Annotated in this window: 25 protein-coding genes; 9 read left to right on the top strand and 16 right to left on the bottom strand. The window is 36.2% G+C overall.

Annotated features, from left to right (window positions below):
* Positions 1–15: 15 nt before the first annotated feature.
* The 3 genes from QWY87_RS06255 to QWY87_RS06265 are packed head-to-tail and all read right to left on the bottom strand — an operon-like array spanning position 16 to position 2,422.
* Positions 16–1,086, bottom strand: coding sequence for a mannose-1-phosphate guanylyltransferase (locus QWY87_RS06255; protein ID WP_290289546.1), 1,071 nt, complete (start codon positions 1,084–1,086; stop codon positions 16–18).
* A 5-nt stretch (positions 1,087–1,091) separates the two neighbouring features.
* The gene (locus QWY87_RS06260) at positions 1,092–1,691 is read right to left on the bottom strand and encodes a SprT-like domain-containing protein (RefSeq protein ID WP_290289547.1); all 600 of its coding nucleotides are present in this window, start codon (positions 1,689–1,691) and stop codon (positions 1,092–1,094) included.
* A gap of 38 nt (positions 1,692–1,729) precedes the next feature.
* Positions 1,730–2,422 (bottom strand): SDR family NAD(P)-dependent oxidoreductase, encoded by a 693-nt coding sequence (locus QWY87_RS06265; protein WP_290289548.1) that lies wholly within the window; start codon positions 2,420–2,422, stop codon positions 1,730–1,732.
* Positions 2,423–2,473: 51 nt separating this feature from the next.
* Here QWY87_RS06265 and QWY87_RS06270 point away from each other — a divergent pair, with 51 nt between their 5' ends.
* Positions 2,474–3,748 (top strand): metal-dependent hydrolase family protein, encoded by a 1,275-nt coding sequence (locus tag QWY87_RS06270; RefSeq protein ID WP_290289549.1) that lies wholly within the window; start codon positions 2,474–2,476, stop codon positions 3,746–3,748.
* 12 nt (positions 3,749–3,760) lie between these two features.
* On the opposite strand, the gene QWY87_RS06275 is transcribed toward QWY87_RS06270, so the two are convergent.
* A complete protein-coding gene (locus QWY87_RS06275; protein WP_290289550.1) occupies positions 3,761–5,278 on the bottom strand; it encodes a hypothetical protein in 1,518 nt (505 codons plus the stop codon).
* A 5-nt stretch (positions 5,279–5,283) separates the two neighbouring features.
* On the bottom strand, positions 5,284–6,300 hold the full coding sequence (locus QWY87_RS06280) for a glutaminyl-peptide cyclotransferase (protein WP_290289551.1): 1,017 nt from the start codon (positions 6,298–6,300) through the stop codon (positions 5,284–5,286).
* A 138-nt stretch (positions 6,301–6,438) separates the two neighbouring features.
* On the opposite strand from QWY87_RS06280, the gene QWY87_RS06285 reads away from it, so the two are divergent.
* From QWY87_RS06285 to QWY87_RS06295, 3 genes are all read left to right on the top strand, one after another.
* Positions 6,439–6,690, top strand: a complete 252-nt coding sequence (locus QWY87_RS06285) for a type B 50S ribosomal protein L31 (RefSeq protein WP_290289552.1) — start codon at positions 6,439–6,441, stop codon at positions 6,688–6,690.
* 279 nt (positions 6,691–6,969) lie between these two features.
* Positions 6,970–7,494 (top strand): hypothetical protein, encoded by a 525-nt coding sequence (locus tag QWY87_RS06290; RefSeq protein ID WP_290289553.1) that lies wholly within the window; start codon positions 6,970–6,972, stop codon positions 7,492–7,494.
* Positions 7,495–7,567: 73 nt separating this feature from the next.
* Positions 7,568–7,999 carry an NUDIX domain-containing protein gene (locus tag QWY87_RS06295; RefSeq protein WP_290289554.1) on the top strand — a complete coding sequence of 144 codons (432 nt, stop codon included), beginning with the start codon at positions 7,568–7,570 and terminating at the stop codon, positions 7,997–7,999.
* Positions 8,000–8,001: 2 nt separating this feature from the next.
* Here the strand turns inward: QWY87_RS06295 and bshC are convergent, their stop codons facing one another.
* The 7 genes from bshC to QWY87_RS06330 all read right to left on the bottom strand — a co-directional run bounded on the left by bshC (position 8,002) and on the right by QWY87_RS06330 (position 14,205).
* Positions 8,002–9,600 (bottom strand): bacillithiol biosynthesis cysteine-adding enzyme BshC, encoded by a 1,599-nt coding sequence (bshC, locus tag QWY87_RS06300; protein ID WP_290289555.1) that lies wholly within the window; start codon positions 9,598–9,600, stop codon positions 8,002–8,004.
* A 149-nt stretch (positions 9,601–9,749) separates the two neighbouring features.
* Entirely contained in the window at positions 9,750–11,060 is a 1,311-nt protein-coding gene (gene rimO / locus QWY87_RS06305; protein WP_290289556.1) for a 30S ribosomal protein S12 methylthiotransferase RimO, read from the bottom strand.
* 100 nt (positions 11,061–11,160) lie between these two features.
* Positions 11,161–12,117: a signal recognition particle-docking protein FtsY gene (ftsY, locus tag QWY87_RS06310; RefSeq protein ID WP_290289557.1), complete on the bottom strand. Its 957-nt coding sequence runs from the start codon at positions 12,115–12,117 to the stop codon at positions 11,161–11,163.
* Between the two features lie 137 nt (positions 12,118–12,254).
* Positions 12,255–12,407: a DUF4295 domain-containing protein gene (locus QWY87_RS06315; protein ID WP_290289558.1), complete on the bottom strand. Its 153-nt coding sequence runs from the start codon at positions 12,405–12,407 to the stop codon at positions 12,255–12,257.
* 44 nt (positions 12,408–12,451) lie between these two features.
* Positions 12,452–12,637 carry a 50S ribosomal protein L33 gene (gene rpmG / locus QWY87_RS06320; RefSeq protein WP_290289559.1) on the bottom strand — a complete coding sequence of 62 codons (186 nt, stop codon included), beginning with the start codon at positions 12,635–12,637 and terminating at the stop codon, positions 12,452–12,454.
* A 6-nt stretch (positions 12,638–12,643) separates the two neighbouring features.
* Positions 12,644–12,883 carry a 50S ribosomal protein L28 gene (rpmB, locus tag QWY87_RS06325; protein ID WP_290289560.1) on the bottom strand — a complete coding sequence of 80 codons (240 nt, stop codon included), beginning with the start codon at positions 12,881–12,883 and terminating at the stop codon, positions 12,644–12,646.
* A gap of 56 nt (positions 12,884–12,939) precedes the next feature.
* Positions 12,940–14,205, bottom strand: a complete 1,266-nt coding sequence (locus QWY87_RS06330; protein WP_290289561.1) for a competence/damage-inducible protein A — start codon at positions 14,203–14,205, stop codon at positions 12,940–12,942.
* A 128-nt stretch (positions 14,206–14,333) separates the two neighbouring features.
* Here QWY87_RS06330 and QWY87_RS06335 point away from each other — a divergent pair, with 128 nt between their 5' ends.
* The 4 genes from QWY87_RS06335 to ahr all read left to right on the top strand — a co-directional run bounded on the left by QWY87_RS06335 (position 14,334) and on the right by ahr (position 18,071).
* Positions 14,334–15,830, top strand: a complete 1,497-nt coding sequence (locus QWY87_RS06335) for a M28 family peptidase (RefSeq protein ID WP_290289562.1) — start codon at positions 14,334–14,336, stop codon at positions 15,828–15,830.
* Positions 15,831–15,965: 135 nt separating this feature from the next.
* Positions 15,966–16,469 (top strand): hypothetical protein, encoded by a 504-nt coding sequence (locus tag QWY87_RS06340; RefSeq protein WP_290289563.1) that lies wholly within the window; start codon positions 15,966–15,968, stop codon positions 16,467–16,469.
* A 4-nt stretch (positions 16,470–16,473) separates the two neighbouring features.
* Positions 16,474–17,007 carry a hypothetical protein gene (locus tag QWY87_RS06345; RefSeq protein ID WP_290289564.1) on the top strand — a complete coding sequence of 178 codons (534 nt, stop codon included), beginning with the start codon at positions 16,474–16,476 and terminating at the stop codon, positions 17,005–17,007.
* Between the two features lie 59 nt (positions 17,008–17,066).
* A complete protein-coding gene (gene ahr, locus QWY87_RS06350; protein WP_290289565.1) occupies positions 17,067–18,071 on the top strand; it encodes an NADPH-dependent aldehyde reductase Ahr in 1,005 nt (334 codons plus the stop codon).
* A 36-nt stretch (positions 18,072–18,107) separates the two neighbouring features.
* On the opposite strand, the gene QWY87_RS06355 is transcribed toward ahr, so the two are convergent.
* From QWY87_RS06355 to QWY87_RS06370, 4 genes are read right to left on the bottom strand one after another with little or no spacing between them, the layout of a single operon-like run.
* Positions 18,108–18,581, bottom strand: coding sequence for a CYTH domain-containing protein (locus QWY87_RS06355; RefSeq protein WP_290289566.1), 474 nt, complete (start codon positions 18,579–18,581; stop codon positions 18,108–18,110).
* A gap of 3 nt (positions 18,582–18,584) precedes the next feature.
* Positions 18,585–19,193: a fumarylacetoacetate hydrolase family protein gene (locus QWY87_RS06360; protein ID WP_290289567.1), complete on the bottom strand. Its 609-nt coding sequence runs from the start codon at positions 19,191–19,193 to the stop codon at positions 18,585–18,587.
* 24 nt (positions 19,194–19,217) lie between these two features.
* Positions 19,218–20,087, bottom strand: coding sequence for a formyltetrahydrofolate deformylase (gene purU / locus QWY87_RS06365; RefSeq protein ID WP_290289568.1), 870 nt, complete (start codon positions 20,085–20,087; stop codon positions 19,218–19,220).
* A gap of 16 nt (positions 20,088–20,103) precedes the next feature.
* Complete coding sequence (locus QWY87_RS06370) at positions 20,104–20,943, bottom strand: 1,4-dihydroxy-2-naphthoyl-CoA synthase (RefSeq protein ID WP_290289569.1); 840 nt, start codon at positions 20,941–20,943, stop codon at positions 20,104–20,106.
* A gap of 150 nt (positions 20,944–21,093) precedes the next feature.
* Here QWY87_RS06370 and QWY87_RS06375 point away from each other — a divergent pair, with 150 nt between their 5' ends.
* Positions 21,094–22,326, top strand: coding sequence for an alpha/beta hydrolase (locus tag QWY87_RS06375; RefSeq protein WP_290289570.1), 1,233 nt, complete (start codon positions 21,094–21,096; stop codon positions 22,324–22,326).
* The last annotated feature ends 5 nt before the right edge of the window (positions 22,327–22,331 follow it).

Raw genomic sequence — 22,331 nt, forward strand, 5'->3', positions numbered from 1 at the left:
TAAATGTACTAAAAATTAGTTAGCAGGAAATAACTCATCTACTTTCTTAGACACCTGTTTAATCTCTTGTTCTTCAGATTTAGGATAAATCATTATGGTGTCTTTTGTCTCAACAACTATATAATCGCTGATTCCTGAGATAATGATTCGCTTCCCACTTTGAGTACTAACCATATTATTTTTTGCATCCATGAAATACCCCTTGGCGTTAACAAGGGCATTATTACTATCATCCTTTGATAATTTATCATAAAGAGAACCCCAGGTACCCAGATCATTCCAACCAAAATCAGTAGCCATCACATATACATTTGACGCTTTCTCCATAATTCCGTAATCGATAGAAATATTTTCAGCTTTAGGATAATTTACTTCTATAAACCCTACTTCTTCATTTGAATTCCAACAGGAGGTTCCCTTTTGGAATAAAGCATACATGGAAGGAAGACTACTTTCAAATGATTTGAGAATACTCTGCACACTCCATATGAAGATTCCTGCATTCCAAAGGTAATTTCCCTCTGCCAAGAATTTTTCAGCCGTTGCTACATCTGGTTTTTCAGTGAAATTTTTTACTTTTTTCACTTCTTCAATTGAATCATCATGTTGAATATAGCCAAAACCAGTATTTGGTCCTGTAGGTTTTATTCCTAAGGTCATTAGAAAATCATTTTTCTGACAGGTTTCAAAGGCAGACTCAATATTTTTTACAAATTCTTCTTCATTTTCTATAAAATGATCAGAAGGAGCAACAATCATTACTGCATCTTTATTCTGGTCAGCAATCTTAAGCGCACTATACAAAATACAAGGTGATGTATTTCTCATCGCCGGCTCTAACAAAACCTGATTTTCACTAACCTGAGGCAAATGCTGCATAACCAGGTCTTTATACCTTTTGTTTGTCGCAATTAAAATCTGCTCAACGGGAATCAATTTTGACAATCGGTTAAAGGTTTGTTGTATAAGTGACTGACCAGTACCTAACATATCGTGAAACTGTTTGGGATTTTCTGGCGTACTGACTGGCCAAAATCGGGAACCTACCCCACCGGCCATAATAACTGCGTAATAATTCTTGTTCATAATTTTTATTTAATTATATCAACCTCTGCATGAGGATGAAAAATGTACTTTCTATCTGTCAGGACCTCCACACATTCATATCTGGTGCGTCTTTTGTCACCCTTTATAAAAGTTCTGTTGTGATACTGAAATTTACTTCTGTCAGGAATTTCAAAAATAAGCTTTTTATCATTTTGCTTGTCATATTTTCGAAATGCTAATGACAACTTAACATCGCCGTCACTGCTCGCCTTTGGATTGATTAAATAATGAGCTAATTCACTCAATATATCCTCTGGAAAAATTTCAGGTCTAAGAAAAGGCAACATCAGTAATTTAAAGTTCCGCTTCCATTGGACTCCATGCGGTTTGACTTTTTTATACTCCTGAAAAGTAACCAAATGCGCAAACTCATGCATAAGCGTCAACAAAAACCTATATGCGTTTAAATCATTATTAATGGTTATTTGAATTTTACCATCAAAATACCTCTTAAAATCTCCGTGCTTACTGCGTCTTTTGTTGACAATTTTTAGATGACAAGGATAACGATCAATCACGTCAAGCACCATAGCCACCGCTTCATCAGGCACGTATTTTTCGAGAATTTCTCTTTTTGTTTCCAAACAGTTATCAATTAGCGATTGAGATCTTAATTCTTTAATTATGGCGTGGAACTAGATACTTGCAGCACCTTTCCATTATAAACAGCATTCCCTTTCAAGGCAAAATCACCTATATAATCTGCCATGTCCTCAGCACTTATTGGGGCTTCATAGTCAGGAAAGGCTTCTTTCAACATTTCAGTTTGAACAGCTCCCAGGGCCAAAGCATTAAATTGTACTTCTCTCTCCTTATATTCTTCTGCAAGTAATTCCATTAATGTAATCACAGCACCTTTAGACGAACTATAAGCCGAAAGGCCGGCAAACTTCATACTGCCTTGAATGCCTCCCATACTGCTAATGGCAACAACGTGACTACCGCCAACTAGAAATGGATCCAATCTTCTGGTCAGCTCAGCAACTGCAAAAACATTCACCTGGTATATACTCAGAAAATCTTCACTTGTTGTTTCCTTAAAAGGCTTATGCAGAAGAGCTCCTGCATTATGAATAACAATATCTACTTTATCCCAGTTTTCTTCAACATAACCCACTACCATTTTTATTCCGGCTCCTGTAGTTATATCAGTCTCTAGAAATGTGACCTGCTCTCTGTTGGCTAAAATTGGATCAATGGATGCTGTATTCCTGCTCAAAGCGAGCAGTTGATGACCACTTGCTGCCAATTTCTTTACGAGCTCCAATCCAATGCCCCGACTTGCTCCTGTTACCACTATTTTCTTTGAACTCATTTATTATTCATTTAAGCTTGTTATATTTATAGCAATCAAACCACCAAAAATATGAAATATTTAAGCATCCTCTTCTTTTTGATGATCACATCTTTTACAATTGGTCAAACTACTTATTTACAATGTGGAAAATTGGTCGATACAAAAAATGGAAAAGTACTTGACAACATGACCATTATTATTGAAAACAATATGATCATGAATGTAGAAAATGGATTTAAAACTTCAGGTTCCGATCAGGATATCATTATTGACCTTAAGGATAAAACTGTACTCCCAGGATTAATAGACATGCACGTGCATCTGGAAGGAGAATCTAATCCTAAATCTTATTTGCAAAAGTTTACATTAAACACTTCTGACAGAGCATTGCGCGCCTCTTTCTATGCAAAAAAGACGCTCCAAGCCGGATTTACCACTGTAAGAGACTTAGGAGGCAGTGGCGCCAATATATCTCTGAGAAATGCCATAAATCAAGGTTTTGCTGAAGGCCCCAGAGTATATACCGCAGGTAAAGCTATTGGCACAACTGGAGGGCATGCAGACCCGAGCAATGGTGTAAGAAAAGAAATCATGGGAGATCCCGGACCAGCTGAAGGCGTTGTGAATGGGCCTGAAGATGCCAAAAAGGCGGTAAGACAGCGTTATAAAAATGGTGCTGATCTTATTAAAATTACCGCAACTGGAGGCGTTTTAAGCATGGCAAAAAACGGACAAAACCCACAATTCACGGTTGAAGAGATTAAAGCAATTTGTGAAACAGCAAAGGATTATGACATGCACGTGGCTGCGCATGCACATGGTGATGAAGGCATGCAGCGTGCCATTTTAGGAGGGGTTAAGACCATTGAACATGGCACCCTGATGAGTGACAAAACCATGGAAATGATGAAGGAGTATGATGTTTACTATGTACCAACCCTAACGGCGGGTAAAGAAGTAAGTGACAAGGCTAAAATCAAAGGATATTATCCTGACATCATTGTTCCAAAGGCCTTGGATATCGGACCAAAAATTCAGGGGACTTTTGCAAAAGCATATAAGAAAGGTGTGAAGATTGCCTTCGGAACTGATGCGGGCGTATTTCCTCACGGAATCAATGGTAAAGAATTTCGATACATGGTAGAAGTTGGTATGACTGAAATGCATGCCATTCAATCGGCCACGATAACAAACGCACTTCTTCTTAAAAATGAGCAAATAGGTTCAATTGAAAAAGGAAACTACGCTGATATCATTGCGGTTGATGAAGATCCAACTAAAAATATCAAAACCCTTGAGAATGTTGTATTTGTAATGAAAGATGGTATTGTCTACAAAAATTAGAAATCTAAAAATCTATTCTTCAAAAATAATGTGCTGGTAGGCTCCTATGTCTGGTAAAGACGTTCGATTTACGCCCAAAAGATCAAAAGGAACTTTTTGGGCTGCAGGTAAATCAGCATTGGCATTGGCATCTGAAGCTTCTCCAATAATAAATTCATTTTCATCTACATTCTTAAAGTCAGATTCTCCGTTGAATATATTGTTCTGGTATTTAGATTCATCTTCAAAATCATATAAGGGGTCATCTAAGAAATTACCGCTTGGATCAAAAAAACGCAACAAATTATTCTTAAAATTAAAATTGAATCCCGCCTGCATATTCTCATCAAGGACAAATTCTCTACTCTGATTACCTTCGATGATACAGTTTGTAAAATTTGCAGCTAAGAGATCATTTACGAGTAATTCATCTGTATCAGTTGAAAATTGAAAATTATTAACCAACAAAGTGGGAAATTCCCTGATACTGCCAGACCAATAATTGGCAAGGGTAGTATGTGTGAAATTGTAAGACCCGCCTAATGTACAAGCCAAAGATGACCTTCCATTATTGGCAATTACTAAATTTGAACCAACAATATGCGTTGCCCTTCCGAACAAACCAAAATTAGAAGTATTATAAATCTCTGTATTGAGAATTTTAAGTGTCGGTTCTTCAGAACTTCCCAAAGAATCCATCAAAACACCGATGGTATTGTTTTTAATGATTGCGTGGTTGATAACGTGTTCCTTGCTGCCTGGTCTCAACCAAATGGTACCCCATTGACCGGCCACATTTTCATAAAATGGTTCTAGCCTGTCTCCTTGAATAATCACTTTTTCATCCAAAGTGCCATTAATTTTCAGACTTCCCTCTTTTTCAACCAGCAAACCTGAGCCTTGATGAAAATGCACCCTTGCTCCTTTTTCTATGGTGAGGCTGTTCCCTTTGTTTACCCCTACATAACCATAAACAACGTACGGCTTGTCATTGGTCCAAACTGTGTTACCTTCCAAATAAAAGCCTTCAACAGTAATATCCTCTCCTTCATCGTCAACTCCAATTACTATCGTTTCCTTGATCCCCTGAGCATCTCGTTCTGGAAATAAAAAATGCGCATCCTGAACTAATGTCACTAATTTCACATCCTGCTGATTGCTTCCTTGATCAAAGACGATTGAATCGGTATATAGTGGGTCTGTAACTTTCGAAAAATCTATAGTAGCCTCGACAAAGACGTAAATACTGTCTTTTGGCAGGATCGTAATATTCTCAAATGACTTACCCGACTGCCCGTTTACATTCAGTCGGTAAAAAGATTGCGCTCCCCTTCCTAAACTGACATTTGGAATATTAATATGATTACCGGTCTTGTTATATATTTTAAAAGTTCTGGTGCTTGAACTCACATTTGTAAATACGGTATCAAGAAAAATCGTGTCACGAGAAAAAATCAATTCACCAGTACTGGGACTGGTTTCAAAAATTTCATCATTACATGAATGTAAGACTACAAAACCAAGAATTATGAGAACTATATTACGAAGCATCTTATTTACTTTTCAATCAATTTTATCTCAAAAACCTTATTCCAATTTTTACCTGTAACATATAAGCGGTCGTTCTCGGCATCATATGCAATTCCATTCAGAACATTGTCTTCACCTTTTTGCCCAGCTTTAGATTGAAGGCCTTTTAAACTCACAATACCCTCAATCGCCCCGGTTGACGGCTCAACGATCAAAATAGAGTTCTGCTGCCAAATATTGGCATATATTTTACCTCTAACAAATTCCAATTCGTTTAATTTTTCCGCCTTCCTTTTATTGGTATAAGTCTCAATATACGAAACCTCTTCAAAAGTTTCAGCATTTAAAAACCACATGCGCTCAGTTCCATCAGTTTTAACTAAGAAATCATTATTATGCGTTAAACCCCACCCTTCCTTACTTTGTCCGTAATCAAATGTATTCTCAAGTTTAAAACTTTCCAGGTCATAAATAAATCCTACTTTTTTTCTCCAGGTAAGCTGATAAATTTTACCATCCTTAATAGTCATCCCTTCACCAAAGTATTGTCTGTCAAGATCTATTTTTTTCAAAACCTTTCCTGTAGTGATTTCGGTTTTTCTTAAAGTTGATTTTCCATTTTGCCCGGTACTTTCATAAAAGTAACCATCATGATATACAAAACCCTGGGTGAATGCCTCGCTATCATGCGGATACTCATTAACAACTTCATAAGTGTAAACCACAGGAGGTGTATGATTCAGGAAGTAAACCGTATTGTTCAGTCTTTTACTCTTTCCTTCATAAAAAATCATTGCTGATATGGCCTGTTTCCCTAATTTAAACCCATTAATATCAATGGCCTCTGGATTTTCTATCAATTTACCATTAATGAAGTATTGAATAGAATCAATTGGATTACCACTCTTTTCTTTTACATTAATTTTTAGAGGTTTATCAATCTGAATACTTTTGGGAGATTCCAAAACTAATTGATACTTATTGCCGCATGAATTCATGAAAAACAGTAATCCAAGCATTAAAATGGACGCAATTTTATTCATATTATTTTTTTTTACTTAAAATAACTAAAATAATGTTTGAGATTTAAAAATATTATTTAAATTTGCACTCTCAAATTCGGCAAGTGCTGAATCTTCTTTTTAAGAGAGGCGAAAGTATAAAATTTAAATGAGTTAACGATGAGAAAAGGAATACATCCAGAAAATTATAGAATGGTAGCGTTTAAAGACATGTCTAACGGAGATGTTTTTTTAACAAAATCTACTGCCAATTCAAAAGAAACTATTGATGTTGAAGGTGCTGAATACCCATTAATTAAATTGGAAATTTCTCGTACTTCTCATCCATATTATACTGGTAAAATGAAATTGGTTGATACAGCTGGTCGAATTGACAAGTTCAAAAACAAATACGCTAAATTCAAAAAATAAGAATTTATCTATTTTTTATAATTTACAAAAAAGCCCTTTTGATGATCAAAAGGGCTTTTTCTATTCATGGTATACCATGAAATTTATCAACATTTCTGGGTAATTTTTCACAATTAATTAGGTTAGGTTACTTTAATTTTTAACTTTGTTTTAAGATTACTTAGAATGCTTTGGCAAAGTAATTGCAATTACCCTCATAATAACTCCCCTCACATAACGTTAAATATATATAATAGAATTTAATTATTCGTTATATCTAATTATTTAAAAGATTGAATCATGGAGATAAGCGAGGTAAAAGTTAGAAATGAGTTTTTTGTGTCTGCCCTTTTTGTTGAGAGCACGATTACAGATTACTTATCAGAAAAACTAAACATCACTGACAGTATCAACTCTGAATTTCTTGGAAATCATAATAAGGCACTTTCATTTAGCCAAAAAGTTGATGCCCTAATGGATTCAGTAAATTTCTCAATCATAGATAAAAGTAAAATATCTGTGTTCAGAGAGATCTACTTGGAGTTTGTTGAAAATAAAGATGCATTTACACTGGAAGATAGTTTTACTTCTTCTGATAGTAATGATGATTTCTTATTGATCCTTTATCCACAGAATGATTACCTCCCAAGAGAGGAGAAATTAATCAACGCCTGTTACCAATTGATTGGTGAGGTTTCTGAATTGGTTGCGGATCAAACACAAAAACCTGAAGTTAAAATGCCTAGAAGAAACCGTTTCTTCAATATTGAAAATTTAAAAGTCGGAAAATTCGCCATGCTTTTTTCCTTTTTATTTATTTCTTAGGCTAACATAAAAATAGATTACTTGAAGATGACCGGATTCCGGTCATCTTTTTTTTTGTTAAATTTGTAATGACATGGGAAAAATATACAGACAAGCGGTAATGGCAGTAATTATCAATGAAGAGTCAAAAGTTCTCATTGGTTACTCCCCTCGTGATAAAAGTTATAAATTTCCACAAGGAGGATTAGAAGCAAAAGAAAACCTTATTCAAGGAATCGAAAGAGAGCTGAAGGAAGAATTGAATTACCTCCTACATCACGAATACATTGCCGAAGTCTATGAGGAAAAAGTAAGATACCCTTTTCCACCTGATTGCCACCCTGTTTATATGGGTCAGGAATTATCCATAGTAAAAATCAAACACCGACCTGATGCCGATATCATACCTCAAGATGATGAATTTGATAAATTGATTTGGATACATCCCCAAGACATTGGAACCTATAACTATGAATATCGATCAGATGCCTACAGAAAGGCGCTTACAATATGTGGTCTGATTTAAGTCTACGGACTTATTAAATCAAATTCTAGCTTCAACGGGTCTAACATACTGATTAATAGTGGTATTAACTCATCTCCATAAATCTCATAAAACTCCGAAAAATTAGCTTGCCGCTCCTGCAAACTTTGTTTAGGAAAGAGTTCTTGTTGAATCTTTGTTATACGGCTTACGATCTCTCGATACTTTCTTTTCTGGGCTTTTAAGAGTCTTTTCTCCAAATGATCAAGCCCATTGAGTTGTTTCTTCTCTTGTGCCAATACCGCTCCGGTAAATGACTTATCCGTTTTATCGGATAAGGCTTTTAAATCCGAAAACATGGCTTGCAAATTTTTACGTTGCTCTGTAAAATCAAGATTCAGATCAGAAATCTCCTTTACCTTTAATTTAATCAGGTCATTTTGCTTTAAAAATATTTCCTTTTCTGAAATATGAAGCCCCTGCATTTTTTTACGTTGCTTCTGATCAATAAGCAAAACAGAATTACGCAGCAGCAAGATTGGAAACGGAACAGAGACTTTCTTAAAAAAAGCCTTAAGCTGCAACCAATAAGCCATTTCTCCGCCTCCGCCTATATAACAAAGGTTTGGGAGTATTACTTCCTGATACAATGGTCTCATCAGCACATTCGGGCTAAACTTTTCAGGTGCGCTGTCAAGTAATTCCAATAGCTGCTCTTGTGAAAAGACCAAATCAGTATTGTTAATTTTATAAACGCCCTCTTCATAGAGAATTCTTTCTCTCAGGTTATCATCTAAATAAAACAAATTAATTTCACGTGGATTAACCTGAATAGGATAATTCACACCCAATGCCTCATTTGTCTTCGAAACTTCTTTATAACTAGTCTGTTTGATCAGCTCTTCTCGCACATACGGGTTAAATAAACTTTTAAGCCCCTTATCATCTCCATCAATAATAACCAGACCATAATCGCCAAAGAGTTCATTTGCTAAAAACCTGGTTGCTTCAGTTAAGGAACCGTGCTCCAAATACGATTGAGTGAATAGCGTTCTTAACCTTGCTGCATTCTTATTCTCACCTAGTATAGCATCTATTTCGCCATAAACCTTCCCCAGATCTTGAGTAGAGGCTCTTCCGACAGCTCCTTTAACATCCTTATTCCATTGGATTCTACGACCTTTAAAATTGAAGAAACTAATCTCTTCAAAATCGTGATCTTCTGTAGCCATCCAGTAAACAGGTATAAAATTATTCTCTGGAAAATTCTTTTTCAACTCTTTAGCCAGGTTGATGGCCGAAATGATCTTATAAAGAAAATATAAGGGCCCGGTGAAAAGATTTAATTGGTGGCCTGTGGTTACGGTATATGTGTTTGATTCTTTTAAAAGCGAAATATGTTTCTTAGTGAGAGCAGAAAGTGTAAGCTGTTCAGTTTGCTCCATTAAACAAGAAGTCAACACCGCTCTTGTCGAAACGTCAAAGGCTTTTGATTTCTCCTCAATCTGTTTTCGAAATCCTTCAATGTCAGGGAAATTACCATAAAAATCTTCGACAGGTTCCTTTTGCTCAAGGTAATCAGACATGATTTTAGAAAAATAACCGGTATCTTGAAATTTAATAGTTGAGTTTACTTGTCCCAATGAATTGTAGTTTTTAGTAAAAATACATCTTTTTTAATCTTAAAAAAGGAGGTCCAATTTTTTTAACCTTGTTTTAAGACGAAAACACGATGATCGTATTACAAAAATGACTCAACTATTAAAACTTATCATAAAACTAGCAAAGCTTATTAGGCAGGAACACCATACAGATCAAAATCTGTCGCTTCAGTGATTTTAATATCAATAAATTGCCCAACCTGCAAATAATGAGCAGTTGCATCAACAATTACGTTATTATCTACATCTGGGCTATCAAATTCTGTTCGTCCAATAAAGTAATTTCCTTCTTTGCGGTCAAACATACATTTAAAAGTCTTCCCAACTTTTTCTTGATTAAGATCAAATGAAATTTGGCCTTGAATATCCATCAACTCCGAGACGCGTTGCTCTTTAACCTCTTCAGGTACATCATCCTTCAATAAATAGGCATGTGTATTTTCCTCATGAGAATAAGCAAAACACCCCATACGCTCAAACTTTGTATTCGTCACAAAGTCCTTTAGCTCCTGAAATTGTTCTTCCGTTTCACCTGGATACCCAGCAATAAGCGTAGTTCGAATAGCCATTTCAGGCACCCGTTGCCTAAATTTTTTGATCAAGTCAATGGTTTTATCAGAACTCGTTCCTCTCCTCATTGACTTAAGCAATTCAGAATTAATATGTTGTAAAGGGATATCCAAATAATTACAAACCTTAGGCTCATCCCTCATGACATCTAATACATCTAAGGGGAATCCAGTTGGAAAAGCATAATGAAGCCTGATCCATTCAATACCTTCAACTTTCACCAACTTCCTTAAAAGATCAGCCAAAGCTCTTTTTTTGTATATATCAAGACCATAATAAGTAAGGTCCTGGGCAATTAAAATCAATTCTTTTACCCCATTAGAAGCAAGTTTTTCCGCTTCAGTAACAAGATTTTCAATTGGCGTTGAAACATGTCCGCCTCTCATTAATGGAATGGCACAAAATGAACAAGGTCGATCACAACCTTCAGCAATTTTGAGATAAGCATAATGCTTAGGGGTAGTTGTTACACGCTCACCAACAAGTTCATGCTTATAATCAGCCTCAAGTGCTTTTAATAAATTGGGTAAGTCATGTGTTCCAAAATACTGGTCTACGTCAGAAATTTCCTTTTCAAGATCTGGCTTATACCTTTCACTCAGACAACCCGTTACAAAAATCTTATCTACAGATCCTGCCTCCTTCTTATCTACATAATGCAAAATTGTATTGACAGACTCTTCTTTGGCTTTTCCAATAAAGCCACAGGTATTGATGACAACAATATTACCATCATCGTTTTCATCCTCGTGAACAACGTCTTTATTGTTTGCTTTCAGCTGCCCCATTAGCACTTCGCTGTCATAAACATTTTTAGAGCAACCTAAAGTGACAACGTTAATTTTATTTTTCTTGGAAGATTTTGTTCGCATAATTCTTGGATTCTTTCGATTTCATTTAAAATTTCTCATCCGATCGGAAGTGAAGGGTTCACTTCCGAAGGGTTCACCTCCGAAGGTTGGCAAACCACTTCTACTTAAAAAAAGAATCCACAAACTCTATTTTATTAAATACCTGAAGATCATCTATACCTTCTCCTACTCCTATATATTTTACGGGTACCTGGAATTGATCTGAAATTCCGATGACCACGCCACCTTTTGCTGTACCGTCAAGTTTGGTAACCGCCAATGACGTCACTTCAGTTGCTTTGGTAAATTGCTTTGCCTGCTCAAAAGCGTTCTGTCCGGTAGATCCATCAAGCACCAATAGTACTTCGTCAGGTTTATCATCTGCTACCTTCTGCATAACCCTTTTAATTTTCGTCAACTCATTCATAAGGTTCACCTTATTGTGCAAACGCCCTGCAGTATCTATGATTACCACATCTGCATCCTGTTTTACAGCTGACTGTAAAGTATCATAGGCTACTGAAGCCGGATCACTGCCCATATCCTGCCTAATCATTGGCACATCAACACGATCGGCCCATATCTGTAACTGATCTATGGCAGCTGCTCTAAAAGTATCAGCCGCTCCAAGTACCACTTTAAGTCCTTGTTTTTTAAACTGAGATGCTAGTTTCCCTATGGTGGTGGTCTTTCCTACTCCATTAACCCCTACAACCATGATCACGTAAGGCCTTTTAGCCGTTGAAGGAATGCCAAATTCAGTTTCATTACCTACGTTGGTTTTGGCCAACAAGGCCGCAATTTCTTCTCTTAGGATCTGATTCAACTCATCCGTTCCAAAATATTTATCTTTTGAAACACGTGCTTCTATCTGCTCAATAATCTTAAGGGTTGTCTCAACACCAACATCTGAAGACACAAGCACTTCTTCAAGATTATCAAGAACATCATCATCAACCTTAGACTTCCCGGCAACCGCCTTTGAAAGTTTATTGAAGAAAGATGTTTTGGACTTTTCCAATCCTTTGTCTAAAGTCTCCTTCTTTTCTTTGGAAAATATATTTTTGAACAAACTCATGATTAGTTTCTAATTAATTCAATTTTTTTAGCGACCACAAAGTTAACTAAAATTAAGGGGACCACCATTTGTCTTAAAATGCAAAAAAGCCACTTTCAAAAAGAAAGTAGCTTTATGTATATTAGAAAAAGTAAGTATTATTTCTTGCTCAAGAAATCATTTACTTTACTTGGATCCATAATGCTTTCAACAAATGTATAAGCACCTGATTTTTCAGATCTTACCATTTTTATAGCTTTGGTCAATCTATTTGACCCTGTTTGTAACGATGCTACTGATTTCTTTGCCATGTGTCAATTTTTATTAGACATTTCACGATTGTGAAAATCTATAATTATTTTATTTCCTTGTGAACTGTCATTTTCTTTAAGATAGGATTGAATTTCTTCACTTCCAATCTATCAGGAGTATTTTTCTTATTCTTCGTTGTAATATAACGAGAAGTACCAGGTTGTCCTGAACCTTTATGTTCAGTACATTCTAAAATCACCTGAATTCTATTTCCTTTAGTCTTTGCCATCTCTTCTTATTTTTTTAGGAATCCATTTGCTCTTGCCTCTGCAATCACAGCTTCAACACCTTTTTTATTGATGTTCTTTAAAGCTCTCGTAGAAACCTTTAAAGTCACCCACTTATCTTCAGCTGGTAAATAAAAACGCTTTTTTACCAAATTTACATTGAACTTTCTCTTCGTTCTATTCATAGCGTGAGATACGTTGTTTCCAACCATTGCTCTCTTGCCCGTTAACTCACATACTCTTGACATTTCCTGACTGTTTTAATTCTTATTTCAAAACGAGGTGCAAAATTAAATATTCTTTCCTAATCTGACAAACTATTTAAGCTGTTTTTTAAAATTTCTTTTCTAAGCAGCTCCAAGGCTTTCACAGATGCCCTTTCAATTACTTTGGCTCTTGGCTTTCCAAAGAAAAATTCTTCAACATAAACTCCTGATGAGCTGGCAATTGCAATAAAAACAACGCCTACACTTTTATCCGTTTCATCTGTTGTTGGTCCGGCATTGCCTGTAGTTGCAATGGCATAATCAGTAGAGAATAAATCACGTGTTTTTGTAGCCATTTCTATAGCCACTTCTTTACTTACTACAGAGTGCCTTTTAATTAGCGCTGAAGATACGTGAAGAAGCTCCTCCTTTACTTTAGCAGAATAAGCAACCATTGCTCCTTTTAAAAATAAAGACGCCCCCGGAATAGCTGTGATCATTTTTGAAATATTACCACCTGTACAACTTTCAGCTATACTCAAAGTTTCTTTACTATTTGACAGCAGTTCATTGACAGTTCTTTCTATAGAAGTATTTTCTTCTTCACCAACAAAAATGTCCTTCACTAAAACCTTAAGTTTTACAACGTTTTCATCAAGGTCTGACATTAAAGATGTTTCCTCTACTCCTCTCGCTGTTAACCTAAGTCGAACCCGTCCGTAAGATGGCAAATAAGCCAGTTTAATAGAATCAGGAAGGCTATTCTCAAAATCAGTCAATCTTTCTGCAACCCTGCTCTCCCCTAATCCATATGTATGCAGGGTTTTATGTGCAATAAAAGGCAAATGATAATCTTCTCTAAGTTTTGGCAATACTGAAGTAGTTATCAAACCTTTCATTTCATTTGGAACACCCGGAAGGGAAACAAAAACTTTTTTATTCCTTTCAAACCACATTCCGGAGGCAGTTCCTAAATGGTTTTTCATAATTGTGGCTTTTGCAGGAAGCATCGCCTGTTGAAGATCCATATCAGTAAAATTGTATTTTATCCTTCCAAACAAAAGCTTGATATGATTTTCGATTTCTTTGTTGTATTTCAATTCATCATCAAAATATTCAACCAAAGTTAATTTGGTAATATCATCTTTGGTAGGTCCCAACCCACCTGTCATTATCACTATATCCGCATTTTGTTCGGCTTCTTCAATTGCCTTTAAAATATGCGCTCTATCATCTTGAATAGAAGTGATCTGATAAATCGATACCCCAATCTCATTGAGTCTCTGAGCCAACCATTGAGAGTTGGTATCAACTATTTGCCCTATGAGAATTTCGTCTCCAATAGTGATGATTTCTGCCTTCATGTATATTTTAAAATTTTGGAGAACAAATATAGGCATTGACAACTACAAATAATTGAAACTCTAGACTCTCTCTCACGCTTCTAATTTTAATTTATATATTTAGCGGCTAAAACTAAATTAAACGATTCATGAAAAAAACAATACTATCTGTCATTACGCTTTGCCTTGGGCTAAGCATGCAGGCTCAATCAGATGCTGAACTTGTCACTTCGACAGTTTTAAAAAGAGACATTGAAAGTCACGTATATTTCCTTGCCTCTGACGAATTAAAAGGAAGACAAACAGGATCAGACGAATTGAAAATTGCGGCGGCATATCTTTCGAATCACTTACGCAAATACGGGGTTAAACCAGCTGGTGAAAATGGAAGTTTCTACCAAAATGTGCCGATGGAAACAGTGTCTGCACCTTCAAATATAAGTCTAAAATTAAATGATATCACAGGTGAACAATTCTTGGGAATTTCTGTTAAAAATATTGATTATGACGGAGAGGCAGTATTTCTTGATTTTGGATCTAAGGAAGATTTTGAAAAAGTTGATGTGAAAGGGAAACTCGTTATTACCAAAGCAGGAAATTCTGAATCAACTAACATGAGATCTAAATTAATGGCAGGAAGAGATAAAAGAGGAAGAGCTAAAAATTTTGGAGCAGCCGGATTAATAGAATTAATCGAAGTTGATCAAAACATGTGGGATCGATATTCTCATTATTTTAACGAGGACAAGACGGGTCTTAAAAGCACAGAAGAAACTGAAAAGTTTGTTCACATTTATGTGGGCGATTCAGGCATGACCGGTGCCGCAAGTATGGCCAGTGCAAAATCAATCACGGCCAATTTAAAAGTAGAAGGAATTGCTGCCAAAGAATTCTCATCAAGAAATGTTGTTGGATATCTTGAAGGTTCTGATCCTAAGTTAAAAGATGAATTCATCATTTACTCTGCTCATTATGATCATGTTGGAATCGGCAAACCAAATGCTGAAAATGACTCTATTTATAATGGTGCAAGAGACAATGCAATAGGTACCGTTACTGTGTTGAGTGCCGCCGAAAACCTTGCTAAATATCCGACAAAAAGATCTTCTCTGTTTATTTTGTTTACCGGTGAGGAAAAAGGATTACTGGGCAGTACTTATTATGCTGAAAATCCGATGATACCATTAAATAAGATGGTATACTGTTTTAATAGTGACAACGGAGGTTATAACGACACATCGAAAGTAACCATTTTTGGTTTGAACCGAACAACGGTTGCTCAGCATATCATTGACGGCGCCAAAGAATTTGGCCTCGAAGCTATAGATGATCCGGCTCCAGAGCAAAATCTTTTTGACCGATCAGATAATGTGAATTTTGCTAAAAAAGGTATTCCAGCTCCAACCTATAGTTTAGGCTTTACTGCGTTTGATGAAGAGGTAACAAAAACATACCATCAGGTTACTGATAATCCCGAAACAGTTGACTACGACTATCTGGAAAAATTCTTCAGATCTTATGTCCTTACTTGCAGAATGATCTCCAATGATCCAAAAACACCGTTCTGGACTGAAGGTGATAAATACTACGAGGCGGGTGTAAAACTTTATTCTGAAAAGAAAGAAGAAGCTACTGTATTGGATTAATATTTTTTGTATTTTCATAGGGCTAAAAAAAATCGAGTTGTAACAAGATTTTTAGCCCTATGAAATTCTAATAATTCAATAAGATTCAATCTTTATCTAGTTTTTCACAGGATTTATTAACCAAACATTGAATCCATGAAAAAACTTTTAATCTGTATTTTGATTGTAGGATTCAGTCTCCCCAGCTTTGGTCAAGAATTGCTGGTGAAGAGATTTGACGCAAACTACAATGAAGTAAGCATAGATACATTTATGCTTGGTGACCTGATCATTATCGGGCATGCCAAACAAGGGAAAAACCCTCATTATTTTCAAGGAAAAATTACCGGTATTTTTAAAGATCGAGGCGTAATCAGGGTTTTTGATTATGCTCGAAGTACCAGGTTTATGCCTATTGCTGGAAAAAAAATACCCATTGACAACATAATCGCTGTGGGCAGACCTGATGAAAAAAAAATGAAGGGTAGAGAAACCAGGGCCATTGCAGCAACTGCAGGGCAATTTTTAGGAAGCGCTGTAGGAGGAAGTGCCGGAGATGTAATCTTCTGGGGCTCCACTGCTGGCAACGTAGTTTCCGATTTTGTTTCAAGAGAAAAACTTAAAACAGAAAGAATCAAATGTGAAATTTTTGAATTCTAATATTATGAAAAAATATACCGCACTATTATTTATACTTACCCTTTTTCTTTTGACAAATTGTGGGAAAGAGAAAAAAAGCGAGACCTCAGCAAAAGAAGCTGAAGCATCCAAACACCAATGGACTGAAAAAAACATGCTTGAATTTGAAAGAAACTGTGTTGGGTTTCTCGAAAGCGAAGATGTGCAAAACGCCAAAAAATATTGTGATTGCTTGCTGGAATCCTCCATTGAAGCCTACCCAGACCCAGTGGTTGCCATGGAACTTGAACAAAATGAAATCGTATCACTATTTGTTAACTCAAAATGCGTTGACGACCTGCTTCTCATCAAAATAGAAGATCCTTGGACCGAAGAAGTTGAACAATTATTTCTTGAACACTGTAAAATAGCACAAAAAGAAAAAGATGTGGCTGAGGCAGATGCAGATTCTTACTGTTCCTGTGCCCTGGGAGAGATTAAACAGATCGTCCCTAATCCTCATCATGTTATGACTTTGACCGAAGAAGAATTAGCACATGTCTTAGAAAAATGTAAATAAAAACATATTGCCAATGCAATGTGTCAGATTGAATTTAACCCCCGAAAATAAAAACAAAAATGAAAGTAAATGCATTTGCGGCTCACGAGCCTAATGGAAAATTAGAGGCTTTTAGTTATGAATTAGATCAGTTAGGCCCTGAACAGGTTGACATTAAAGTTTCTCATTGTGGCATTTGCCATTCTGACTTAAGTATGATCAATAATGAATGGGGTATGACGTCTTACCCTTTGGTACCTGGCCATGAAATTATCGGTGAAGTTGTTGCCGCAGGCAACGCCGTAAAAAACCTTAAAGTCGGTGACAAAGTTGGCTTAGGCTGGCTATCAGCCTCCTGTATGAGCTGTTCTCAATGTATGGATGGAGATCAGCATCTTTGTTCGACTCATGAAGCGACAATTGTAGGTCGTCATGGTGGTTTTGCAGATTATGTAAGAGGTCATTGGTCATGGGCTATTCCTTTACCCGACGCCATTGATTTATCAAAGGCAGGCCCTTTGTTATGCGGCGGAATTACCGTTTTTAATCCAATCATACTGGCAGGAGTAAAACCAACGGATTCAGTTGGTGTCATCGGAATTGGTGGTCTCGGGCATATGGCGCTTAAATTTCTTAAACATTGGGGATGTGAAGTCATTGCTTTTAGCTCAAATCCTGATAAAAAAGAGGAGATCCTTAAAATGGGCGCCTCTAAAGTTGTTAATTCAAGATCTCCGGAAGAACTCGAAGCCATTGCCGGAAAACTAAGCTTTATATTAAACACGACTAATGTGACACTTGACTGGAATTCTTATTTAACTTGCCTAAAACCAAAAGGAAAGTTTCATACGGTAGGTGCCGTTTTAGAGCCAATGGCCATCCCAGCTTTTTCACTTATTATGGGTGAGAAGACTGTTGGTGGAAGCCCTATTGGCAGCCCAGAGCTTACCAAAACAATGTTAGATTTTTGTGTGAGGCATGATATTTATCCTACTGTTGAAGAATTTCCTATGGAAAAAGTGAATGAAGCTTTGGCACATCTTGAAGAAGGTAAAGCCCGATTTAGAATTGTTTTAAAGAACTAATAAAAAAAGGTGAATGTTGATCATTCACCTTTTTTTTTACCAATTTTGAAATGGATTTTTAACCAGACTGGAATTGTAATACTTTTTCTGACCTGTGACCTCCTCACCTAACCATTTTGGTTTTTCAAACGAATCTTCTTCATTTTTCAATTCCACCTCAGCCATCACCAAGCCCTTATTGTCTAATTCAAATTCATCAATCTCAAATATGTGTTCACCTGCTTTGACATAATAGCGTTCTTTATCGATAATGCCTGCTTCACAAATCTCCAACAAACTTTCTGCCTCCTGTTTTGATATTTCTCTTTCCCATTCAAATCTTGTAGTTCCAGCTTCGTTTCCAATGCCTTTCACGGTTATAAAACCAGCGTCTCCTGTCAACCTTACCCGTACCGTTCTTTCAGGAACGGAGGATAGAAATCCCTGAATTATGCGTTCCTTCTTATATGATTCCTTTTTGAAATCATTGTTAAGAATCAAAAATTTTCTTTCTATTTCAAGATTTTTCAAAGACTATTTTACTTTAATATGAAACATTTCTTTCTCTTCTAAAGTACCCTTCAATACATCATTAGCCTCTACCCTTCCAACCCCTGCAGGAGTTCCTGTAAAGATCACATCGCCTATTTTAAGTGTAAAATACTGCGATACATAAGCGATCAATTCATCGATCTTCCAAAGCATGTGTGAAGAGTCTCCATCTTGAACCAGCTCATCATTCTTAAACAATTGAAATTTAATATTCTCCAGATCCAAGCTGTCTTTAGGATAAAAATTACCGATAACAGCACTGCCATCAAAAGCTTTGGCTTTTTCCCAGGGAAGCCCCTTTTCTTTTAACCTGCTTTGAAGATCCCTTGCCGTAAAGTCAATTCCCAAGCCAATCTCGTCATAATATTTGTGCGCAAATTTTTGATCTATAAACTTTCCTATTCTGTTGATTTTTACCAGAACCTCAACCTCATAATGAATATCCTGAGAAAATGGCGGGATGATAAAGGGGTTCTTCTTTAATAAAACAGCAGAATCAGGTTTCATAAAAATCACCGGTTCTTTTGGTTTTTCATTATGCAATTCTTCTATATGTTTGGCATAATTTCTTCCTATGCAAATAATTTTCATAAGCTTTCTTTTAAATAAACGATACTATTCTCCTGCCTCAGGAAACACGATTGCTCTGTTATCTGAAACGATAATTTGATTTTGCAAATGCCATTTAACGGCCTTTGCAAGCACAAGCCGCTCAATATCGGCACCGATCTGTTTGAGGGTTTTGGTTGTACTTTCATGCGTGACTCTTTCAACACCTTGCTCGATGATGGGTCCTTCATCCAAATCTATGGTTGCATAATGAGCTGTTGCTCCTATTAATTTCACACCTCTTTCATAAGCCCGTTGATATGGGTTGGCACCTTGAAAAGCAGGCAGAAATGAATGGTGAATATTAATGATGCGTTCAGGGTAGGTACCAACAAAATCAGCTGTAAGAATTTGCATATAACGTGCCATAATAATCAGGTCTATTTGCTGCTCATCTAAAAGTGACATCACTTGTTTTTCCTGCTCTTCTTTATGTAACTTATCTACAGGAAGATGATAATAGGGAATGCCAAACATTTCTGAAATAGCGCGCAGTTTATCGTGATTACTGATCACCATTTCAATCGAACAATCCAAGCCACCTTCGCGATGTCTTTCTAAAAGATCATATAAACAATGACTTGTATGAGAAACCATTATCGCTACCTTCTTTTTTGTGCGCTCATAATTGATTGACCAGTCTATTTCAAGTTCGTGAGCCAAATTGTCGAATTTAAGCTCTAGTGCTGACCTAGAAATGGCAACTTCTTCAGCCTTTACATGAATCCGCATGAAGTATTTATTTTCAAGCTTATTTACATGCTGCTGGCAACTCAAAATATTAAACCCTTCGTTGAAAAAGAAATTGGTTATTTTTGCCACCAAGCCCTTTTGATCCTCACATTTTATTAAAACTGTAATACTTTGGTCTTTCATCAATAATTTATTAAACCTATGGAATCCATTTTTTTTCAAAATTTGGCTTTCTCTTTTCTAAGAAAGCATCTCTTCCTTCTTTGGCTTCATCAGTCATATAGGCCAATCTTGTAGCCTCTCCTGCAAAAACCTGTTGGCCTACCATTCCGTCATCTGTTAAATTCATGGCAAACTTCAACATCTTAATAGAAGTTGGTGATTTAGCTAATATTTCCTGGCCCCATTCAAAAGCTGTTGACTCTAATTCATCATGAGGAATCACTGCATTAACCATTCCCATTTCATAGGCCTCTTGCGCCGAATAATTTCTTCCTAAGAAAAATATTTCTCTTGCTTTTTTCTGTCCTACCATTTTTGCCAAATAGGCTGATCCGTATCCTCCATCAAAACTAGTTACGTCAGCATCTGTTTGTTTAAAAATGGCATGTTCTTTACTCGCCAAAGTAAGATCACAAACCACATGCAGACTATGTCCTCCTCCAACTGCCCATCCCGGGACAACTGCAATTACAGCCTTTGGCATAAAACGTATCAGTCTTTGAACTTCCAGAATATTTAGGCGATGGTAACCATCTGTACCCACATAACCTTGATGTCCTCTCGCTTTTTGGTCTCCTCCACTGCAAAAAGAATATACCCCATCCTTAGATGAAGGCCCTTCAGCAGAAAGTAATACAACACCAATATTCACATCTTCCTGAGCGTCATAAAAAGCGTCGTAAAGTTCCTTGGTAGTTTTAGGCCTGAAAGCGTTACGTACATCAGGTCTGTTAAAAGCAATTCTGGCTATTCCATCACACTTTTTATAGGTAATGTCCTCATATTCTTTAACAATTTGCCAATCAGGTTGATTCATTTGATAAGTTTTACAAATTCTACAAAATAATTACCTCCTTTAAACGTTCGATAATTAATTAATCGAAGCGAAATTAACAAAAGTTTAGAGATTAAACTTCTTGTTGATCGTTTTTGTCATGCAAACAACAAACAATTTAAACCATATCTCATGAGAAAATTAGTGCTAATATTTTTCTTTATTTCCTTTATTGGACAAGCTCAGGACAATATCATTTATAAAAAGTTCAATTCCGTTATGTTAAATCAGGAGAGAATTTTAAAAATCTACATTCCTGATTCTTTTCAGGAAAATGAAAAAAACACTTATCCTGTTGCAATTTTAATGGATGGAGAATTTCTATTTGATGTTTATGTAGCCAATTCAAAATTATTTGCTGCCAGAGACAAAGCTCCTGAACAGATTGTAGTGGCCATTTATCAAAATCAAAATGAGGAGAGATATGCAGACTGTGATTATAGTGAAGATACTGGATTGCCTAATGAAGAAAGCTCAAAGTTCTATGGTTTCATAAGAGATGAGCTACTACCCTATATGGACGATAATTATCCAACCTCATTATTTAAGACTGTTATGGGTACAACCCTTACCGGAAACTTTATCAATTATTTCTTTTTGGAAGAAACACCAGTTTTCAATGCTTATATAAGTATTAACCCAAGTTTTGCTCCAGAACTTCATCAGAAACTTGAGTTGAAAAGTCAGAGTTTGATCACCCAATATTTTTATTATTTAAGTGGAGGAGACTACAATACAGAAAAAAGAACCAAAGGGATCAATAGCACAAATAGTTTACTCAAGTTATCTGAGAATCCTAATTTCAAGTACAAATACGATGACTTCTCCAACGCTAGTAAAACAGCATCGATAGGTCAATCTATAGCCAGCTCAATTGGCTTCACCTTTAAACAATTTGCTGCTATTTCTCAAGAGGAGTTTGATCAGGAAATTGCTGATATGACACCTGGAGATGCCATAGAATTTTTGGAAAGAAAATATGTAGAAATTGAATACTTATATGGCTCTAATGTAACAATAAGAGAAAGTGACATATACAAAATTGAACCCATTATCATCGACAAAGCTAATGGTGATTATTTAGAGGAATTTGGAAAAATGATCATGAGGCTATACCCTGACACACCGCTAGGTGACTATTATATAGGGATGTATTATGAGACTGGTTTTGATTATAAAAAAGCACTGAAGCATTATAAAAACGGCTATGCTAAAATAGGCTCAGACAATCGTGATTCAGATGGTTATTACGCAAATATTGAACGCGTATTGGAAAAGCAAAGAGCTGAACGATTAGGTTATTCTGATGGAGATCAAATCCCTGAGGAGGAAGAAGAGCCTAATAATGATGGGGATGGACTGTAAATTTT

This window comes from Lutimonas halocynthiae, assembly GCF_030409835.1.
GTDB lineage: Bacteria > Bacteroidota > Bacteroidia > Flavobacteriales > Flavobacteriaceae > Lutimonas > Lutimonas halocynthiae.

Excerpts from the sequence above, each read along its gene's own strand:
- QWY87_RS06275 (WP_290289550.1), bottom strand. The coding sequence starts at position 5,278 with ATGCTTCGTAATATAGTTCTCATAATTCTTGGTTTTGTAGTCTTACAT.
- QWY87_RS06335 (WP_290289562.1), top strand. The coding sequence starts at position 14,334 with ATGAAAAAAACAATACTATCTGTCATTACGCTTTGCCTTGGGCTAAGC.
- QWY87_RS06360 (WP_290289567.1), bottom strand. The coding sequence starts at position 19,193 with ATGAAAATTATTTGCATAGGAAGAAATTATGCCAAACATATAGAAGAA.
- QWY87_RS06285 (WP_290289552.1), top strand. The coding sequence starts at position 6,439 with ATGAGAAAAGGAATACATCCAGAAAATTATAGAATGGTAGCGTTTAAA.
- QWY87_RS06270 (WP_290289549.1), top strand. The coding sequence starts at position 2,474 with ATGAAATATTTAAGCATCCTCTTCTTTTTGATGATCACATCTTTTACA.
- QWY87_RS06370 (WP_290289569.1), bottom strand. The coding sequence starts at position 20,943 with ATGAATCAACCTGATTGGCAAATTGTTAAAGAATATGAGGACATTACC.
- QWY87_RS06330 (WP_290289561.1), bottom strand. The coding sequence starts at position 14,205 with ATGAAGGCAGAAATCATCACTATTGGAGACGAAATTCTCATAGGGCAA.
- rimO (WP_290289556.1), bottom strand. The coding sequence starts at position 11,060 with ATGCGAACAAAATCTTCCAAGAAAAATAAAATTAACGTTGTCACTTTA.
- ahr (WP_290289565.1), top strand. The coding sequence starts at position 17,067 with ATGAAAGTAAATGCATTTGCGGCTCACGAGCCTAATGGAAAATTAGAG.
- QWY87_RS06340 (WP_290289563.1), top strand. The coding sequence starts at position 15,966 with ATGAAAAAACTTTTAATCTGTATTTTGATTGTAGGATTCAGTCTCCCC.
- rpmG (WP_290289559.1), bottom strand. The coding sequence starts at position 12,637 with ATGGCAAAGACTAAAGGAAATAGAATTCAGGTGATTTTAGAATGTACT.
- QWY87_RS06345 (WP_290289564.1), top strand. The coding sequence starts at position 16,474 with ATGAAAAAATATACCGCACTATTATTTATACTTACCCTTTTTCTTTTG.
- QWY87_RS06295 (WP_290289554.1), top strand. The coding sequence starts at position 7,568 with ATGGGAAAAATATACAGACAAGCGGTAATGGCAGTAATTATCAATGAA.
- QWY87_RS06290 (WP_290289553.1), top strand. The coding sequence starts at position 6,970 with ATGGAGATAAGCGAGGTAAAAGTTAGAAATGAGTTTTTTGTGTCTGCC.
- QWY87_RS06280 (WP_290289551.1), bottom strand. The coding sequence starts at position 6,300 with ATGAATAAAATTGCGTCCATTTTAATGCTTGGATTACTGTTTTTCATG.
- QWY87_RS06315 (WP_290289558.1), bottom strand. The coding sequence starts at position 12,407 with ATGGCAAAGAAATCAGTAGCATCGTTACAAACAGGGTCAAATAGATTG.
- QWY87_RS06255 (WP_290289546.1), bottom strand. The coding sequence starts at position 1,086 with ATGAACAAGAATTATTACGCAGTTATTATGGCCGGTGGGGTAGGTTCC.
- ftsY (WP_290289557.1), bottom strand. The coding sequence starts at position 12,117 with ATGAGTTTGTTCAAAAATATATTTTCCAAAGAAAAGAAGGAGACTTTA.
- QWY87_RS06375 (WP_290289570.1), top strand. The coding sequence starts at position 21,094 with ATGAGAAAATTAGTGCTAATATTTTTCTTTATTTCCTTTATTGGACAA.
- QWY87_RS06265 (WP_290289548.1), bottom strand. The coding sequence starts at position 2,422 with ATGAGTTCAAAGAAAATAGTGGTAACAGGAGCAAGTCGGGGCATTGGA.
- rpmB (WP_290289560.1), bottom strand. The coding sequence starts at position 12,883 with ATGTCAAGAGTATGTGAGTTAACGGGCAAGAGAGCAATGGTTGGAAAC.
- purU (WP_290289568.1), bottom strand. The coding sequence starts at position 20,087 with ATGAAAGACCAAAGTATTACAGTTTTAATAAAATGTGAGGATCAAAAG.